Origin of the sequence: Allorhizobium paknamense (assembly GCF_030815125.1) — a bacterium.
GTDB lineage: Bacteria > Pseudomonadota > Alphaproteobacteria > Rhizobiales > Rhizobiaceae > Allorhizobium > Allorhizobium paknamense.
The window spans coordinates 295,349-308,850 of the sequence record NZ_JAUSWH010000004.1 but is presented as its reverse complement, the minus strand read 5'-3'; the positions used below and the strand labels follow the sequence as shown (position 1 = coordinate 308,850).

At 60.6% G+C, this 13,502-nt stretch carries 14 protein-coding genes; 7 read left to right on the top strand and 7 right to left on the bottom strand.

Features of this window, described 5'->3' with window-relative positions:
* Positions 1 to 55: 55 nt before the first annotated feature.
* Together QO005_RS09155 and QO005_RS09150 are read right to left on the bottom strand one after the other, a co-directional pair.
* Positions 56 to 736, bottom strand: a complete 681-nt coding sequence (locus QO005_RS09155) for a ChrR family anti-sigma-E factor (protein ID WP_307157687.1) — start codon at positions 734 to 736, stop codon at positions 56 to 58.
* Positions 733 to 1,281 carry a sigma-70 family RNA polymerase sigma factor gene (locus QO005_RS09150; protein ID WP_307157686.1) on the bottom strand — a complete coding sequence of 183 codons (549 nt, stop codon included), beginning with the start codon at positions 1,279 to 1,281 and terminating at the stop codon, positions 733 to 735. Before QO005_RS09150 ends, QO005_RS09155 begins: the two co-directional genes overlap by 4 nt.
* A 322-nt stretch (positions 1,282 to 1,603) precedes the next feature.
* Between QO005_RS09150 and QO005_RS09145 the strand changes: the two genes are divergently transcribed.
* The 3 genes from QO005_RS09145 (at position 1,604) to QO005_RS09135 (ending at position 5,053) form a co-directional block, all read left to right on the top strand.
* The gene (locus QO005_RS09145; RefSeq protein WP_307157685.1) at positions 1,604 to 2,962 is read left to right on the top strand and encodes an NAD(P)/FAD-dependent oxidoreductase; all 1,359 of its coding nucleotides are present in this window, start codon (positions 1,604 to 1,606) and stop codon (positions 2,960 to 2,962) included.
* Positions 2,959 to 3,765, top strand: a complete 807-nt coding sequence (locus QO005_RS09140; RefSeq protein WP_307157684.1) for a DUF1365 domain-containing protein — start codon at positions 2,959 to 2,961, stop codon at positions 3,763 to 3,765. The genes QO005_RS09145 and QO005_RS09140 overlap by 4 nt, the downstream gene beginning before the upstream one ends.
* A 73-nt stretch (positions 3,766 to 3,838) precedes the next feature.
* The gene (locus QO005_RS09135; protein ID WP_307157683.1) at positions 3,839 to 5,053 is read left to right on the top strand and encodes an SAM-dependent methyltransferase; all 1,215 of its coding nucleotides are present in this window, start codon (positions 3,839 to 3,841) and stop codon (positions 5,051 to 5,053) included.
* Positions 5,054 to 5,207: 154 nt separating this feature from the next.
* On the opposite strand, the gene QO005_RS09130 is transcribed toward QO005_RS09135, so the two are convergent.
* From QO005_RS09130 to QO005_RS09120, 3 genes are all read right to left on the bottom strand, one after another.
* Positions 5,208 to 5,981 (bottom strand): SDR family NAD(P)-dependent oxidoreductase, encoded by a 774-nt coding sequence (locus tag QO005_RS09130; RefSeq protein WP_307157682.1) that lies wholly within the window; start codon positions 5,979 to 5,981, stop codon positions 5,208 to 5,210.
* Between the two features lie 8 nt (positions 5,982 to 5,989).
* The gene (locus QO005_RS09125) at positions 5,990 to 6,541 is read right to left on the bottom strand and encodes a DUF3833 family protein (RefSeq protein ID WP_307157681.1); all 552 of its coding nucleotides are present in this window, start codon (positions 6,539 to 6,541) and stop codon (positions 5,990 to 5,992) included.
* A 62-nt stretch (positions 6,542 to 6,603) separates the two neighbouring features.
* Positions 6,604 to 7,320: an SDR family NAD(P)-dependent oxidoreductase gene (locus tag QO005_RS09120; RefSeq protein ID WP_307157680.1), complete on the bottom strand. Its 717-nt coding sequence runs from the start codon at positions 7,318 to 7,320 to the stop codon at positions 6,604 to 6,606.
* A 165-nt stretch (positions 7,321 to 7,485) separates the two neighbouring features.
* Between QO005_RS09120 and QO005_RS09115 the strand changes: the two genes are divergently transcribed.
* Both QO005_RS09115 and QO005_RS09110 read left to right on the top strand, forming a co-directional pair.
* Entirely contained in the window at positions 7,486 to 7,818 is a 333-nt protein-coding gene (locus tag QO005_RS09115) for a hypothetical protein (RefSeq protein WP_307157679.1), read from the top strand.
* Complete coding sequence (locus QO005_RS09110; protein ID WP_307157678.1) at positions 7,815 to 9,347, top strand: cryptochrome/photolyase family protein; 1,533 nt, start codon at positions 7,815 to 7,817, stop codon at positions 9,345 to 9,347. The genes QO005_RS09115 and QO005_RS09110 overlap by 4 nt, the downstream gene beginning before the upstream one ends.
* 6 nt (positions 9,348 to 9,353) lie before the next feature.
* Here QO005_RS09110 and QO005_RS09105 read toward each other — a convergent pair whose 3' ends face one another.
* The gene (locus QO005_RS09105; RefSeq protein ID WP_307157677.1) at positions 9,354 to 10,154 is read right to left on the bottom strand and encodes an alpha/beta hydrolase; all 801 of its coding nucleotides are present in this window, start codon (positions 10,152 to 10,154) and stop codon (positions 9,354 to 9,356) included.
* A gap of 279 nt (positions 10,155 to 10,433) precedes the next feature.
* On the opposite strand from QO005_RS09105, the gene infC reads away from it, so the two are divergent.
* On the top strand, positions 10,434 to 10,970 hold the full coding sequence (infC, locus tag QO005_RS09100; RefSeq protein WP_307157757.1) for a translation initiation factor IF-3: 537 nt from the start codon (positions 10,434 to 10,436) through the stop codon (positions 10,968 to 10,970).
* A gap of 976 nt (positions 10,971 to 11,946) precedes the next feature.
* Positions 11,947 to 12,243 carry a hypothetical protein gene (locus QO005_RS09095; RefSeq protein WP_307157676.1) on the top strand — a complete coding sequence of 99 codons (297 nt, stop codon included), beginning with the start codon at positions 11,947 to 11,949 and terminating at the stop codon, positions 12,241 to 12,243.
* Between the two features lie 160 nt (positions 12,244 to 12,403).
* Here the strand turns inward: QO005_RS09095 and iolG are convergent, their stop codons facing one another.
* Positions 12,404 to 13,393 (bottom strand): inositol 2-dehydrogenase, encoded by a 990-nt coding sequence (gene iolG, locus QO005_RS09090; RefSeq protein ID WP_307157675.1) that lies wholly within the window; start codon positions 13,391 to 13,393, stop codon positions 12,404 to 12,406.
* Between the last annotated feature and the right edge of the window lie 109 nt (positions 13,394 to 13,502).

The following is a 13,502-nucleotide window of genomic DNA, read 5'->3' as shown; positions in this document are numbered from 1 at the left end:
CAGCCGTTCTCGCGGCGGCGCCCCAGAGTGTCGTCATAACCTCAGCAATGACCGGTCAGATCCCCAGAACCGGCTGGATAATCCGCAAAAGACGGCTTTTGAATTTCAAAGGCGCGTCCGTCACGGCAAGACAGATGCAGTCTTCACCTTCATCGGCGATCGGCTGGTGTTCCAGCGAGGAATCGGCGTCCTCCAGATCGCCGCGGCCAAAGCGACCGGTTTCATCGTGGAAACTGCCAGCGAGAACCAGCGTCAGCTCCCGCCCGCCATGGGTGTGTTCGGGCACCGGTTTGCCGGCGGGAATCCTCAGCAGCCGCACGCTCGTCTCACCGTCATTGGTGCGGATGGGAATGTGATAGGCCCCGCGTCCAAGCGCCTTCCATTTCAACTCCCCGACATCACCACCGACATAGGAGCGCAGAGGTTCGGGCAGGATCGCAGCCGGCCTGCCCATCGTCTGCGTCGATGACCGCGTTTTTGCCGTTGCGGGTGCGTCAGCCTCCGCCATTCGGGCCTGCATGGCGGCCCAGGAGGCGTCCACCGATGCAGCCTGCGCGTCCGTCACGTCATCCGCATCCATCAAGGCACCGGCAGCCGCTTCGATACGTCCCAGCCGCACCCGGCATTCCGGGCACAGCGCCAGATGGGTCGCAACCGCCAGTCCCCAGCCCTCGCTGAGACTTCCGCTGGCATAATCCAGCAGCAATTCATCACTGACATGGTGGCGCACGCTCATCGATGGTCCTCCATCAACCTGTCGTCGAGGGCGGCACGCAACTTCGCAAAGGCCATGCGGATGCGGGATTTGACCGTTCCCAGCGGCAGGTTGAGATCCTTGGCTATGGTACTGTGAGAGACTTCGTTAAAGAAGGAAAGCTGGAGCAGTTCGCGCTGCTCGCTGGGCAGATCCTGCATGGCGATGCGCAGGCGCTCCGCCTCCTGCCGGCTCTGGTATTCCTCGTCGGCGGAGGGCACGTCATCCGGCACGAAGGCGGGATCCTGCGGATCGAATTCCGGTCTGCGATCCTTGCGGTAGGCCGAAACCCTGAGATTACGGGCAATGGTGAAAATCCAGGCCGAGACATTGCCCCGCTCCGGATCGAAAAGTGCCGCCTTGTTCCAGACGGCCATCATGGTTTCCTGCATCAGTTCCTCAGCCGCCTGGCTGTCACGCGCCTGCCGGGCCATGTAGGCCTTCACGCGCGGAGCATAATGGCGAAACAGTGTCTCGAATGCCTCTTTGTCCCTGTCCCGCGCCACAGCCGCGAGAAGGTGAGACATGTCCTCGGTCTTTGCGTCCATAACCATCCCGTTGGCGCGCGAAGGCGCCTGTTGACCGGCAATCCCACGCCGTCCCCTCGGACGTGCGACCGGGCTCCTGGTATTGTGGCATTCAAAGGCCGTATGGGAAATGGTTATTGTCATGTTCCCCATTACGCAGCCTGCTTTCCACTGGATCACAGACCCAAAAAAGTTCCGTATCCGCTAATCCACGAGCTTCTTCATCTCGTAAAGAGTGGCAAGAATTTCAACGGAACAGCGATTCGTTTGCTGAAGCGGCAGTGCCGGTCGGGAAACACCAGGATCGTTCAGGGGAGGGATCATGGCACTCAAGGAAGACAGGTTTCCGCCCCGTGGCGGCCAGCGCGTGGCGGTCATCGGCTCCGGCATTTCAGGGCTTTCCGCCGCATGGCTTTTGTCGCGCAGCCGCCCGGTCGTGCTCTACGAATCAGAGACCAGGGCAGGCGGCCATTCCAACACGGTCGAGGTTGCCGCCGCAGGCAAAACGGTGCCGGTGGATACCGGCTTCATTGTTTATAATGAGCGCAACTACCCCAATCTCGTGGCGCTGTTCGAGCAGCTGAAGGTGCCGACGCTCGACTCAAACATGTCCTTTGCCGTCTCGCTGCGCTCCGGTGGCTTTGAATATTCCGGCTCCGGCCTTGGCGGCCTGCTCGGCCAGCGCCGAAACGCGTTCAGCCCGCGTTTCTGGCGCATGGTGTCGGATATCATGCGTTTCTACAAATCCGCCGATGCGCTTCTGGAGCGCTCGGATCTGATTGCCGCGACGCTCGGCGATTATCTGGCGCTTGAGCAGTATAGCGAGGCCTTTATCGAAGATCATCTGCTGCCGATGGGGGCGGCGATCTGGTCTACGACCGCTGCCGATATGCGGGCCTATCCGCTGCATGCTTTCCTGCGTTTTTTCATCAACCACGGTCTGGTGGAGCTGAAGAACCGGCCGCAATGGCGCACTGTCTCCGGCGGCAGCCGGGAATATGTCGGCAGGCTGCTTTCGGCCTTTGCCGGCGAGGTGCGGCTTGGCAGAAAGGTGGTGCGTGTCGAGCGTCATGAAGGCGGTGTCGATGTGGTGACCGCCGATGGCCAGCGCGACCGCTTCGATGACGTGGTGATTGCTACCCATGCCGATCAGGCGCTGGCGCTTCTCGAGGATGCTGACGGGCAGGAACGCGCGCTTCTGGGGGCTTTCGGCTACACGGCCAACACCGCCGTTCTGCATTCCGACCCGGCCCTGATGCCGAAACGCCGGGCTGTGTGGTCCAGCTGGAATTATATCGGCAACCGCAATGAGACGGCGGATGCGGCACTCTGCGTCACCTATTGGATGAACCGCCTGCAAAGCCTCGATCCGGCCGTGCCGCTGTTCGTAACCCTCAATCCCAGCCGGGACATAGACCCGAAGACCATTCACGCCAGCTTTGATTACAGTCATCCGCTGTTTGACGCCAAGGCCATCGCCGCCCAGCGCCGGATCTGGCAGTTGCAGGGTCGCCGCCGGACCTGGTTCTGCGGTGCGCATTTCGGCAGTGGCTTCCATGAGGATGGCTTGCAGGCGGGTCTTGCCGTGGCCGAGCAATTGGGGGGTGTCGCCCGTCCCTGGACGGTGGATGAGCCCTCCGGCAGAATTTTCGTCGATACGCAGCTGATGGCGGCGCAATGAGCGGAGCAAGCGCACTCTACCGCGGAGAGGTCGTGCATCAGCGCTTCAAGCCGAAGCGGCACGCGCTGCGTTACCGCGTCTTTTCCCTGCTCATCGATCTCGATGAACTGCCCCTGCTCGATCGCGGGCTGAAGCTGTTCGGCCACAATCGCCGCGCCGTGTTCAGCGTGCATGATTCAGATCACGGCCATGGCAAAAAGGGGGGATTACGGGCTTGGGTCGCGGAGCGGCTGGCTGAGGCCGGGCTGGAACGAGGCGGCGCTCAGGTGACGATGCTCTGTTATCCGCGCATCTTCGGTTATGTCTTCAATCCGCTGACCGTTTATTTCTGCCGGGATGGGGATGGGGTGCTGACCGCGATCCTCTACGAGGTCTGCAACACGTTCCACGAGCGCCACACCTATATCATTCCGGTTGCGCCTGACGCGGATGGCGCCATCCGCCATGCCTGCGCCAAGGAAATGTATGTGTCGCCCTTCGTGCCGATGGACTGCTTGTATCGTTTCCGCATCCAGCCGCCTGCTGACGGCGTGATGATTGCCATTCATGAAAGCGATCCGGAAGGCCCGCTGCTCTTTGCCTCCTTCCAGGGGCGGCGCGAAGGCCTGACAGATGGCTCCCTGCTGCGGGCGCTGTTTTCCTACCCGTTGATGACGCTCAAGGTGATGGGCGCCATTCATTGGGAAGCGTTGCGGCTATGGCTGAAAGGCGTGCCGATCCACCGCCATCGCAAGGCTGCGTCTGCCGTTGCCAGCTCCGTGATTGCGCCGGAACCCGGCACACGTCGGGCGGACGCGCTTTAACTTTTGTTTTTACGCATTCCGAACGGAAAACCGAAGAGTTTCCTGGATATGCTGCAACGTTGAGGACCCTGTCATGACCCATGCAGACCAGCAGGCATCGACCATAAGCCTTACCAAAGCGCCGTTCTGGCAGCGGGTGCTTGGCCGGTGGGCGGCGCGCCTCAGCCATGGACGGCTGACGGTGATCTTTCCCGATGGCCGTGAAATGCATGTCGAGGGCCGCGAGGCTGGCCCTTCTGCCGTTTTGAAGATCAACAGGGCCCGCACCGTCTGGCGGCTGTTGACCGGCGGCGGGCTCGGCTTTTCCCGTGCCTATCTGGAGGGTGACTGGGACAGCCCGGATATCGCCACCTTTCTGGAACTGGCCATTGCCAACCAGCAGGGCTGGGAAAAGGTCATGTCGCCTTCCAGCCTGTTTCGCCGCGTCGCCTGGCTGAAGCACCGTCTGCGGGCCAATTCGAGAGCGGGAAGCCGTCGCAACATCGCCTTCCACTACGATCTCGGCAATGATTTCTACCGGCTGTGGCTGGATGAAACCATGACCTATTCCTCCGCGCTTTATGCGCATCCCAACCAGCCCCTGGCCGAGGCGCAGGAGGCGAAATATGCCCGAATCGTCGAGCAATTGCAGATCGGCCCGCACGATCACGTGCTGGAAATTGGCTGTGGTTGGGGCGGTTTTGCCGAATATGCCATTCGCCGCACCGGCTGCCGCGTGACCGGTCTGACGCTGTCACGCGAACAGGCGGCCTATGCCCGCGACCGGCTGGCCAAAGCCGGGCTTGGTGCAAACGCCGATATTCGCCTTGAGGATTACCGCGATGTGAAAGGCAGCTTCACCCGGATCGTGTCCATCGAAATGTTCGAGGCGGTGGGCGAGGAGCATTGGCCGCTTTATTTCGATCGTGTGCGGGCTCTCTTGGTGGAAGGCGGGCGCGCCATCGTGCAGGTGATCACCATCGATGAAAGCCGGTTCGAGCAATATCGCCGTGGCGCCGATTTCATCCAGACCTACATCTTCCCCGGCGGCATGTTGCCGAGCGTCGAAACCTTCGAAAGTACCGCCAGTGCTTCGCGGCTGAAGGTTCTCGATGCCTTCCGCTTCGGGCGTGATTACGAGCGCACCCTGTTGACCTGGGACCGCAGCTTCACCGCCCACTGGCCGCAGATTGCACCGCTGGGCTTCGATGAGCGCTTCTTCCGCATGTGGCGCTACTACCTGCATTATTGCGCGGCGGGCTTCAGGACCGGCAGGCTGGATGTCGTGCAGTTCGAACTGGCGCGATGACGTAAAGCCCTCATCCGGAAGATGGGGGCTTTAAAGTGTTTCCAGGAAAAGTGGGAACCGGTTTTCCGTCCGGAAACACGAAAAACAAAGAACTACAGGTTTCCAGGAAAAGTGGGAACCGGTTTTCCGTCAGGAAACACGTAAAGGCTCTCTCTTACCGGTCCTTGCGCAACATTTTTCGCGTGATGGCGAAATAAAGCCCGTAGGGCAGCCGCCGCAGCAGTTTCAGGATCAGCACCATCTGCCAGGGGAAGGCGATCTCGAAACGGCGCTTGCTCATGCCATGGACGATGTGATCTGCGGCCTCTTCCGCCGTGATCAGGAAGGGCATCGGAAAATCATTCTTGTCGGTGAGCGGTGTCTTTACGAAGCCGGGATTGATGATGGAGAGCGTCACGCCCTTTTCCGCCAGTTCCGGATGCATGGCCTCGGCAAGCGTGATCAGCATGGATTTGCTGCCGCCATAAATGCCGCCGCCGGGCAGGCCGGTATAACCGGAAACCGAGGCGATCAGGCCGATCCGGCCTTCTCCGCGTGCCACCATCGAGGGAATGACGGCTTCCAGACAATGCCCGGTGCCGACGATATTCAACTCCACCATCTGCCGCAATTTTTCGGAATCGAAGGCGGTTGGGCGTTCGCGCAGGTAATTGCCTGCCGAAAACACCGCCCATTGGATAGGGCCGAGATCTGCCTCGATGCGGGCGGCCGTGGCCTTCACCGCGTCACGGTCGGTGATGTCCAGCGGATAGGCAAGGATGCTGTCCCCCGCCTCCGAGGCAAGTGCTGCCAGTGCGTCCGCATTGCGGGCGCTGGCCGCCACCCGAAAACCCTCACCGACAAGCTTCAGCGCCAGTGCGCGGCCAATGCCGGAGCTTGCGCCGGTGATCCAGGCGATTTTCGAGCGGGAGACGGAAGACATCATCATGACGGTTCTCACTTTGCGGCTTTGTGAAGGGGCCTGTGCTTGTGCGTGATAGCTTCGGGTTTGCGGAATTCCACCCGCGTCCAGGCCACCGGCAGACCGAACTTGGTGACAAGGGCGGTGTTCAACACGCTCCCATCCGGGCGCAGCACCATCTTGTCATGAAAACGCACCTTGTTGCCTTGGGTTTCCGGTGAAAGATAAACAAGGTAGCTGAAACGCGCCGTATCGCCAGTGAGCGTCACAGGCGCCTGGCCCACCACATCCTCGCGGGTGCCGACATAGGTCTTCGGGCCGGTCTTGACGAAGCGCCAGGTCTTGGTGTCGCGGCTGCCGTCATCGAAGCGGAAATCCTCCCTCAGGATCAGCAGGCGGCCATCCCATTTTCCGGTCAGATCGACGGTGAAGCTGCGCTTGACCCCGTTAATGGCCGAAAAGCGCCCTTCCGCCACGGTTTTGCCGGTGAAGTAGTCTTCGAAGGTAAAATCCCTGGCAAGCGCTGGCGACAGGGACGCTGCAAGCCCCGCCCCAAGGCCCAGCAGAGCATATTTCAAACGCGGCATGGTTCGGCTCCTTTGACATGAGTTCTGCTCCCGATACGCAGGCCCGGCCTCGGCGGATTTCGCTACCACTCGATCACCTTGCCGTCATAGCCATGGAAACTGCCGGTTTCCGCCGGTGTCATGCCATCGAGCACGGAGAGAAGCCGGGCGGCGCTGTCTGTCGGCTCCAGCCGCTCGTGGTTGACCGAATAGGCGGCGGAAAGGCTGGTGGCGACGGTGCCGGGATGCAGGGCGGCAACCACGGCTTCCGGCCGCGTCCGGGCAATTTCAATGGCGGCGGTGCGCAGGATCTGGTTGAGGGCCGCCTTGGAAGCACGGTAGGAAATCCAGCCGCCCAGCCGGTTATCGCCGATGGAGCCGACCTTGGCGGAGAGAAAGCCCGCTATCACCCGGCGGTTGCGGGCAAAAAGCGGCGCGAAATGCTTGAGCACCAGCGCCGGTCCCAGCGCATTCAGCGCAAATTGTGCCGCCATGGCCTCGGGCGTGATGGCTCGGATGGTCTTTTCCGGCCCGGTGCCGTCTAAGGTGAGCGCGCCGGTGGCGCAGAAGAGAAGATCGATCTCGCCCGCTTGCGCCTTGACGGCTTCGGCGGCGGCGGCGACCGTTTCCTCCCGGGTCAGGTCGAGGCCGGTCCCGCTTCGCGACAGCGCGATCAGTTTCCCGCAGCGGGGATCGGCTGCCAGATGGGCGGCAATGGCGCCGCCAATACCGCCGGATGCCCCCAGAACCACCGCTTGATAGCCCTCCTGCAGCGCCGACAACCCCGTAAACTGGCTCATCTTCAGCCCTCCCTTCCTGATCGCGATCAATCCGAACGCTGCATGGCAGCGTATTCATAAGCAATACGTTTAATGGCCACAGGTTGGATCAGGAGGGTGACTGTGATCAGAGGGTTTACGGTAGGTCTTGTCTTGGTAATCGCTGCGGCTTGTTCTGCCGCGGCCATGGAAGATCGCTATTCAGCGCGGGACATCCAGCGCAGTATCGTCGGGAAGCGGGTGTTTCTCGCAACGCCGATGGGGGGTGAATTTCCGCTGAACTATCGCCGCAACGGCGTGGTGGATGGCGATGGTCAGGCGCTTGGGCTTGGCCGTTTCGTCAAGCCGAACGACACCGGCAAATGGTGGATCGACGGCGACCGGCTCTGCCAGCGCTTTAACACCTGGTATAAGGGCGCGCCCATGTGTTTCGAGCTTTACCGGACGGGCGAGAACCAGCTGCGCTGGATCCGCGATAATGGCCAGAAGGGCACGGCGCGCATCGGCCAGACCCTATGAAATCGCTGATTCTCGTTCTGGGCGACCAGTTGAGCGCGTCGCTGTCGTCGTTGCGGGCGGTGGATCCGGCCACCGCCACCGTGCTGATGGCGGAAGTGATGGGCGAGGCGACCTATGTGCCGCATCACAAGAAAAAGATCGCCTTTCTCTTTTCCGCCATGCGCCATTTCGCCGAAGATTTGCGCAAACGCGGCTTTAGCGTGCGCTATGTAACGCTGGACGATCCGGACAACAGCCAGAGCCTGTTCGGGGAGGTGCGCCGTGCGGTTGCAGATCTTCAGCCCGGGAATATCGTGGTGACCGAGCCCGGCGAATACCGGCTGATGCAGGAGATGCGCAGCTGGCAGCGCAAGCTGAACCGGCCCGTCGAAATCCGCGGCGATGATCGCTTTCTCTGTACCCCGGATGAGTTTCGCGAATGGGCCAAGGGCCGCAAGCAATTGCGGATGGAATTCTTCTACCGCGACAAGCGCCGCCGCTACGAGGTGCTGATGGAGCCCGATGGCGCGCCGACCGGCGGCCAGTGGAATTTCGACCAAGACAACCGCAAGTCCCCGCCCAAGGGCCTCAAAGGCCCGAAGCGTGTGAGCCATCGCAAGGATGCCATCGTCAACGCGGTGCTGGACATGGTGGAGGAGCGCTTCGGCGACCATTTCGGCACGCTCAGGCCTTTTCATTTTGCCGTGACCGCCGAGCAGGCCTGGAAGGAGTACGAGCATTTCGTCGAAAAGGTGCTGCCGAATTTCGGTGACTATCAGGATGCGATGGTGGCGGGTGAACCCTATCTCTACCATTCGCTGATCTCGTCCTATCTGAATGCCGGGCTGATTCTGCCGCTGCAGGTCATCCGGCGGGCAGAAAAAGCCTATCGTGATGGCAAGGCGCCGCTCAATGCCGTGGAAGGCTTCATCCGCCAGATCCTCGGTTGGCGCGAATATGTGCGCGGGCTCTACTGGACCCAGATGCCGGGCTATGCCGAGCGCAACCACCTCAACGCCAAGCGCCCGCTGCCGCGCTATTACTGGGACGGCAAGACCAAAATGGCCTGCATGGCGGCGGCCATCGGCGATACCATCGAGCATGCCTATTCCCACCATATCCAGAGATTGATGGTGACCGGCAATTTCGCTTTGCTGGCGGGGATCGAGCCAAAACAGGTCTGCGACTGGTATTTGCTGGTCTATGCCGATGCCTATGACTGGGTGGAATTGCCAAACACGCTGGGCATGGCGCTTTATGGCGATGGCGGGTTGATGGCCAGCAAGCCCTATGCCGCCAGCGGCAAATATATTGACCGCATGAGCAATTTCTGCGGCTCCTGCGCCTATGATGTCAAGCGATCCACCGGCGACAAGGCCTGTCCCTTCAACGCCCTCTACTGGGATTTTATTGCCCGGAACGAAAAGGTGCTGAAGGGCAATCCGCGCATGACCACGATATATGCCAGCTGGAACCGCATGGACGAAGGCAAGCGGCAAGACCTGAGACAGGCCGCCGCCGATGTGCTGGGGAGACTGGACGCGTTATAGCTTCGCTCACTCCAGCATGGCGTGCAGCGCTGCGGCGAGCTTTGCCAGATCCTGTGGCCGGGACAGGCGGTGGTCGCCGTCCCGCACCAGTGTCAGAACCACATCGTCGGCGGGCAGATGTTCCATCAACTTCAAGGCATGCCGCCAGGGCACGTCCGGATCGGCCATGCCTTGCAGGATGTGAACGGGGCAGCCGGTTTCGATCATGCCGGTCAGGACCCGATTGGCGCGGCCATCCTCGATCAGGCCGCGCGTGAAGATGTTCGGCTCCGGGCTGTATTCGGACACTTCCTCGAAATAGCCTTTTTCGGCAAGCGCTGCGCGCTCCCTGTCGGTGAGATTGGGCTCGATGAGATCATGGGTGAAATCCGGGGCAGGAGCCACCAGAACCATACCTTGAACGGTAACGTCGGCTGTCTTCAGTTTTACCAGTTCCTGCACGGCGCGTAGCGCAATCCAGCCGCCCATGGACGAGCCGACCAGGACGAGGCGGCGATAACCGTAATGGTCGATGACCGCCAGCGCCTCTTCCAGCCAGCGCGAAATCGTGCCGTCGCGAAAGGCACCGCCCGATTGGCCATGGCCGGAATAGTCGAAACGCAGGGCTGCCGCACCCGTTTCAGCCGCCACGCGGTCCATCTCCAGCGCCTTGGTGCCGCTCATGTCGGAGCGGTAGCCGCCGAGCCAGACAAGCGCCGGGCGCGAGGCGTCGAGACCCGGCCTGTGGAGGGTTGCGATCTCCCTTGCGGCGTCGCCGGAGCCCACGACAAGGTTTTTGATCGCCGCTGCCTGTGTCTCTTCCGTCATAAATCTCTCCAAAAACATTCCAAAGCGAATAAAACAGGATCACAGCCCCATGACGACTGGTGATTTTTTTAAGGAGAGGTGCTAGAGTGCGCGCCGCAATGCAAGGGCTAAGCAGGATTTCCGAAAATTGGCCACCGGTTTTCGGCGCATTCCTGTTGAAACAGGCAACCCGGCACGTATGTCTTCTTCAAGGCGATGCTGACGGGTTTGATCTGGTCCTGCGCCTGCCCGCCAAACTTTTTCAAAAAAAAGTCCGAAACGACTGAGGAGAATACGACCATTCGCAGACCGTTCAAAGCCGATGCCCCCGTTAAGGACGGGCCGCGCGCCAACCGGGAGATTCGCGTTCCCCGGGTACAGTTGATCAATGAAGAGGGCCAGAATCTTGGCGTCATGCAGACCGATCAGGCGCTGCGCATGGCGGAAGAGGCCGGGCTTGACCTGGTTGAGATTTCGCCCAATGCCGAACCGCCCGTCTGCAAGATCCTGGATCTGGGCAAGCTGAAATACGCCAACCAGAAGAAGGCGGCTGAAGCCCGCAAGAAGCAGAAGATCGTCGAAGTCAAAGAAATCAAGATGCGCCCCAATATCGACACCCATGATTATGAGGTGAAGATGAAGGCGATGAACCGGTTCTTCGAAGACGGCGACAAGGTCAAGGTCACGCTCAAGTTCCGCGGCCGCGAAATGGCCCATCAGGAACTGGGCATGAAACTGCTGATGCAGGTGAAGGAAGACACCCTCGAGATCGCCAAGGTCGAGGCCGAGCCGAAGCTGGAAGGCCGGCAGATGATGATGGTGCTGGCGCCGAAATAGAGCCATGATCCGGCCGGCGTGAAGCAAGGATCGGTAAGATTATGCTTTGAGCCTGACATATTGGAGCACCGGTCTGATTCGATCAGATCGGACATCGCTCTACTGCATAATTCCTTAAATCGGAATCGATTTAAGGTCAAAATTATGCAGCAGATTTAAAGTGTTACAGCGTCCTTTGTGCGTTTGAGAAAACGCACGGCGCTGTAAGGCGCGAGACAAGAGCAGGGGCCTTTTGGCCCCATTGCTTTTTAGAGCATGGTCCCGAGAAAAGGGGGCTTCGGTTTTGCGTCCGACATTCCTGACAGAATGCTGACAAAGCCGTCAGTAAGCCGTCAGGGCTGTTCAGCCATATTGCTTCTCACAGGACAGACACCCACGTCCCCACAACGTTCCCTGTCCTGTTTACCGACCCTATGCCCCTGGGTTGGATATCAGGTTATGATCGCCTGAGAAGAAACTCCGCCGCATGCATCGCATCGGCGGAGTTTCTGTCATAGCCTGATCATTCAGGGTGTGCCGGTTCGGACAGGGGCCGAACGCGCGACTTCGCACAAAGCGGAGAAATGCAGCACGGCGCGGTCATCATGCCGCGAAGTATGAGGCTTCGCTGGAAAGCAAAAGGCGTTATAAGGACCTTTGCGACGAAAAGGTTTCCGGGAGACGAGTCGGGTTCGAAGGCATGTTTTACCGTTCACACCAGCGGTTCTCTCATTCGGTTGCCGACGCGTGTTTGCGTGGGCCGCGCATGCTTTCTGTCTCTATCTCCAGGCTCAGCCTTCCCTCGTGCTGGCGCATGACGGCAGCGATCGCCCTGATCTCTCTCAGCCTGCTTGAGCCAAGCTCTCTTATGGCCCGGGATATGCCCGGCAGCCCCGGTTCGAGGGGTGGCCCTGATGCCGGGCGTGACCATGGCCCTGGCGGTGGCCCTGGCGCTGGTATGGGGCCTGGCCCTGGTGGTGGCCAAAGATTCAACCGTATGGAGGATACGGATGCCCGAGGGGATAGCCCCTCCACACCTGCTCTCAACGACGGCAAGGATGATGCGGCTGAAGAAGCCGTGCACCAGAAGGTGCTGGAGGGCGTGAAAAGCGGGCGCTTCAAGTCTCTAAGCGCGGTCATCCGCAAACTTGGACTGGCCGATGACGTGCGCATCATCGATGTCAATTTTCAGACAGTCGGCAGTGCCGATCTTTACATCATGACGTTGAGAGAGCCTTCGGGACGCGTGCATTCGATAGAGGTCGATGCCCGCACCGGCGATCAGGCGCAGTAGGCGGTTTCCCGGGAGCCGGGTTTTTTGCCTCCATCCGCAGCTGTAAAAAAGGCGCGAGATCCATCTCGCGCCCTGCATAGCTTTACAGCCTGCTGTCGTTTCCTGTTTTCGCATCGAGCCGAGGACCGGTTTCCACTTTTCGGCCCGATGCTCTTGCCGTTCAAAGGGTTACGACGACCTTTTCGCGGGCGGATTTCAGCGCTGCATCCGCCAGTTTCAGGGCAATCAGCCCGTCCTCGATGGAGGGCGAGGGCGCGGCGTCCTGTTCCATATAGTCGAGGAAGCTGGAGATTTCCGCCGCATAGGCTGCGGTGTAGCGCGTCATGAAGAAATCATGCAGCGGCGGGCGGGTATAGCCGTCCTTGTTGGCCACTTCGATGGAGACGGGCCGCTGGTTTTCCGCAGCAACCGAGCCCAGCGAACCATGCACTTCGACCCGCTGATCGTAGCCGTACGTGGCGCGGCGCGAGTTGGAAATAATCGCCTGGCGGCCCGAGGCGGTGGTCAGCACAATGCTGGCGCTGTCGAAATCGCCGAGTTCGCCAATCTTCGGATCGACCAGAACCGAGGCGGAGGCCATGACGGAGGTGATTTCCTCTCCCAGCATGAAGCGGGCGATATCGAAATCATGAATGGTCATGTCGCGGAAAATGCCGCCGGAGACCTTGATGTATTCGGCAGGCGGTGCGCCGGGATCGCGGCTGGTGATCGTGACCATTTCCACCTTGCCGATCCGGCCCTCGTCGATGGCGCTGCGCACGGCGCGGAAATGCGGATCGAAGCGGCGGTTGAAGCCGAGCATGACCTTGCCGCCAACGGAACGCACCACTTCGGCGCAGGCTTCCGCCCGCTTGACGTCGAGGTCGATCGGCTTTTCGCAGAAGACCGCCTTGCCGGCGCGCACGAAGCGCTCGATCAGGTCGGCATGGGTGTTGGTGGGCGTGCAGATCAATACGCCGTCAATGGAGGCGTCCGCCTCGATTTGCTCGATGGTCTTGACCTCCGCACCGGACGCATCGGCAATCGCCTGTGCGGCCTCCGCAAAGGCGTCGGCCACCGCCACGAGGCGCGCGCGCTTGTCCTCGGCAATGGCGCGGGCATGCACTTTGCCAATGCGGCCTGCGCCCAGAAGAGCCAGTTTCTTTACCATGAGATGTCCTCCCGCCAGCCTCTTGCCGGCCTGACCTGTGATGTGAACATGACGCCCCGGACCCTTGCCGTGGGGGGCAGATATTCGCGTTTGGAATATACGTTCCATT

Bases quoted from the DNA above. Each gene is read 5' to 3' on its own strand.
- QO005_RS09155 (WP_307157687.1), bottom strand. From the start codon at position 736: ATGAGCGTGCGCCACCATGTCAGTGATGAATTGCTGCTGGATTATGCC.
- QO005_RS09150 (WP_307157686.1), bottom strand. From the start codon at position 1,281: ATGTCTCACCTTCTCGCGGCTGTGGCGCGGGACAGGGACAAAGAGGCA.
- QO005_RS09145 (WP_307157685.1), top strand. From the start codon at position 1,604: ATGGCACTCAAGGAAGACAGGTTTCCGCCCCGTGGCGGCCAGCGCGTG.
- QO005_RS09140 (WP_307157684.1), top strand. From the start codon at position 2,959: ATGAGCGGAGCAAGCGCACTCTACCGCGGAGAGGTCGTGCATCAGCGC.
- QO005_RS09135 (WP_307157683.1), top strand. From the start codon at position 3,839: ATGACCCATGCAGACCAGCAGGCATCGACCATAAGCCTTACCAAAGCG.
- QO005_RS09130 (WP_307157682.1), bottom strand. From the start codon at position 5,981: ATGATGATGTCTTCCGTCTCCCGCTCGAAAATCGCCTGGATCACCGGC.
- QO005_RS09125 (WP_307157681.1), bottom strand. From the start codon at position 6,541: ATGCCGCGTTTGAAATATGCTCTGCTGGGCCTTGGGGCGGGGCTTGCA.
- QO005_RS09120 (WP_307157680.1), bottom strand. From the start codon at position 7,320: ATGAGCCAGTTTACGGGGTTGTCGGCGCTGCAGGAGGGCTATCAAGCG.
- QO005_RS09115 (WP_307157679.1), top strand. From the start codon at position 7,486: ATGGAAGATCGCTATTCAGCGCGGGACATCCAGCGCAGTATCGTCGGG.
- QO005_RS09110 (WP_307157678.1), top strand. From the start codon at position 7,815: ATGAAATCGCTGATTCTCGTTCTGGGCGACCAGTTGAGCGCGTCGCTG.
- QO005_RS09105 (WP_307157677.1), bottom strand. From the start codon at position 10,154: ATGACGGAAGAGACACAGGCAGCGGCGATCAAAAACCTTGTCGTGGGC.
- QO005_RS09095 (WP_307157676.1), top strand. From the start codon at position 11,947: ATGGAGGATACGGATGCCCGAGGGGATAGCCCCTCCACACCTGCTCTC.
- iolG (WP_307157675.1), bottom strand. From the start codon at position 13,393: ATGGTAAAGAAACTGGCTCTTCTGGGCGCAGGCCGCATTGGCAAAGTG.